Source organism: Vibrio sp. A8-1 (genome assembly GCF_013048685.1).
Classification (GTDB): Bacteria; Pseudomonadota; Gammaproteobacteria; order Enterobacterales; family Vibrionaceae; genus Vibrio; species Vibrio metschnikovii.
Genome location: NZ_VHTC01000077.1, coordinates 1 through 2,315, shown reverse-complemented (window position 1 = coordinate 2,315; position 2,315 = coordinate 1). Strand labels below are relative to the sequence as shown.

General features: G+C 38.7%; 3 protein-coding genes. All 3 read right to left on the bottom strand.

Annotated features, from left to right (window positions below):
- On the bottom strand, positions 1 to 66 hold a 66-nt coding region (locus FKN93_RS17225; RefSeq protein WP_249374227.1), incomplete at its 3' end, for a VOC family protein.
- Between the two features lie 162 nt (positions 67 to 228).
- Positions 229 to 846, bottom strand: coding sequence for an outer membrane beta-barrel protein (locus FKN93_RS17215; RefSeq protein ID WP_148523830.1), 618 nt, complete (start codon positions 844 to 846; stop codon positions 229 to 231).
- A 130-nt stretch (positions 847 to 976) separates the two neighbouring features.
- Positions 977 to 1,411: a GNAT family N-acetyltransferase gene (locus FKN93_RS17210; protein ID WP_099609944.1), complete on the bottom strand. Its 435-nt coding sequence runs from the start codon at positions 1,409 to 1,411 to the stop codon at positions 977 to 979.
- Positions 1,412 to 2,315: the final 904 nt, after the last annotated feature.

Sequence of the window (2,315 nt, the reverse complement as noted above, 5' to 3'; positions counted from 1 at the left end):
ATAAAAATCAATGGCTTCATCATAATCTTTTACAACTAAAGCAATATGGACAATGTTCTGTTTCATAGTATTCCTTATTGAAGATTTCGACTGGTAGCATAACGCCCGCTTAAGGGGCTGACAACGCCACTACCAAGTTTCCGCATAACACCGTAATCACCAAAATCAACGCATAATAAAAATGCCACGCGTTGGAAGTCCCTCTTGAAGCGTTTGTTATGCGCGCTGTTAGAAGTAGTAACGAATACCACCGTAACCGCTGCTTATTGATACATCAAATGGCTTTATTTCAACACTTGTTGAGCGATAACCAACATGCAAATTAATGTTTTTATTGATAATAAAACCCAGCTCAACTCCCAACTGATAACCTAGCTCTGATTGAGAAATAGATAAACCGTCAGAAGCTACGTTACCTTTTAAGTTAACTGAACCGATACCACCAAGCAGGCTCAAATAAGCATCTGCTTGCTCATAATGCACAATAAACTTGGGCTTAATGTTTAAATAAACACCACTTCCTTTAACGCTAAACTCATCTTCTTCTGATACTTTACCAAAATGGCGATACTCAGCTTCAACGCCAATCTTTACCGATTTATCAACATTAAACTCATAACCAACCACAGCGTTATAGCCAAAATCAGCGAAACTACTGGAGTTCTTAATTGATGAATTACTGAAATCTAGTTTAGTGCTGTTAAATAAAGCCCAATCTGCGCCAATATAGGGTGTCCCTAAACTTGAGTTCTTCTGAGATTTTTCTGAAATATCAGCTTGAGCCATAACCACAGAATTGAGTCCTAACACAGCTATGACTGAAACCAATAACTGATTTAATCTCATGTACTTACTCCATTTTATTTTGTATAAAAAACTTCCAACCAACTATAGCGCATAACGCCGCGTTAAGGGGTGAGCAACGCAACTACCCGCTCACCGCATTGCACTAAAAACCAATAAAATCAACGCATAACTAAAATGCCACGCGTTGCGAATCCCTCTTTAACGCCTTGTTATGCATATTTTCAAGGTCTAGCTCGATGTTAATTCCACTGATTTTAAAGCCAAATGATCTATAAAATTTTTCTAACCTAGGCTTGTCACCATGCATCCAACCTTTCATTTGGCTACAACCTTTAGATTTTGAGTGTTCAATAGCACTAGTAAGCAGCCGACTTCCGATACCTTTATTTTGGAAATTACGCTTTCGCTGAATACTTAGAAATACAGGCATAAAACTAGGCCAGAGATACAGATAGGAATCTTTAACGCATAAATCACAAAGGTCAGCCACTGTTCCTTTTACAAGGATATTGATATAGCCGACTGAATGACCATTTGGAAGTAAGGCTTCTATGCGAAATCCATCAACGTCTGGTAATTCAATCACTTCGATATCTATGTCCATATAGACTCCATATGCATAACGCCCGCTTAAGGGGCTGACAACGCTACTACCAAGTTTCCGCATAACACCGTAACCACCAAAATCAACGCATAATAAAAATGCCGCGCGTTGGAAGTCCCTCTTGAAGCGTTTGTTATGCTTTATTACCTATTGATTACATTGAACTTTTACAATGTTCATTAGTTAAAGCCACTTTAACTCAAAATGATAAACTTGCCTACTTTCAGCAAGCATTGTTACCGATAAGATCCCAAACAAGTTGAAGCGAATTAGCCTGCGGGATCAATGAGCAAACAACGCCAAAGAAAGAGACCTTTCAGCAACAATCGAACCTTTTACGCACACAATTTATCAGAGCAAAGCCGGAAAAAAGCGCACAATCATCGATAAACTTGCGCTAACCAAACACTGTCAGCAAACTAGATGCCAATGAGATCCCAAACAAGTTGAAGCGAAATAGCCAGCGGAATCAATGGACAAGCAACAACAAAGAAAGATACCTTTCAGCGACAATCGAACCTTTTGCGTACACAATTTATCAGGGCAAAGTTGCCGAAAAAGCACAAGTATCGTTCAACTTTCAATCGCCACCAAAAAGAACAATAAACTCATTATATCAATGAATTAGAATAGAAAACCGCCAAAATCAGACCAAGCTTTCCCATTAAAATTTATATATTGATTTTGCTGAGGCTCAATAAAGCATAACGCCGCGTTAAGGGGTGAGTAACGCAACGACCAACTCACCGCATTGCACTAAAAACCAATAAAATCAATGCATAACGAAAATGCTACGCGTTGCGAATCCCTCTTGAACGCTTTGTTATGTGCGTGTTTCAGATTGACAAAGAATCCCTAACTCAGCCTGCTTCTTTTTACTTAAACCACTTGAAACAATTCTATA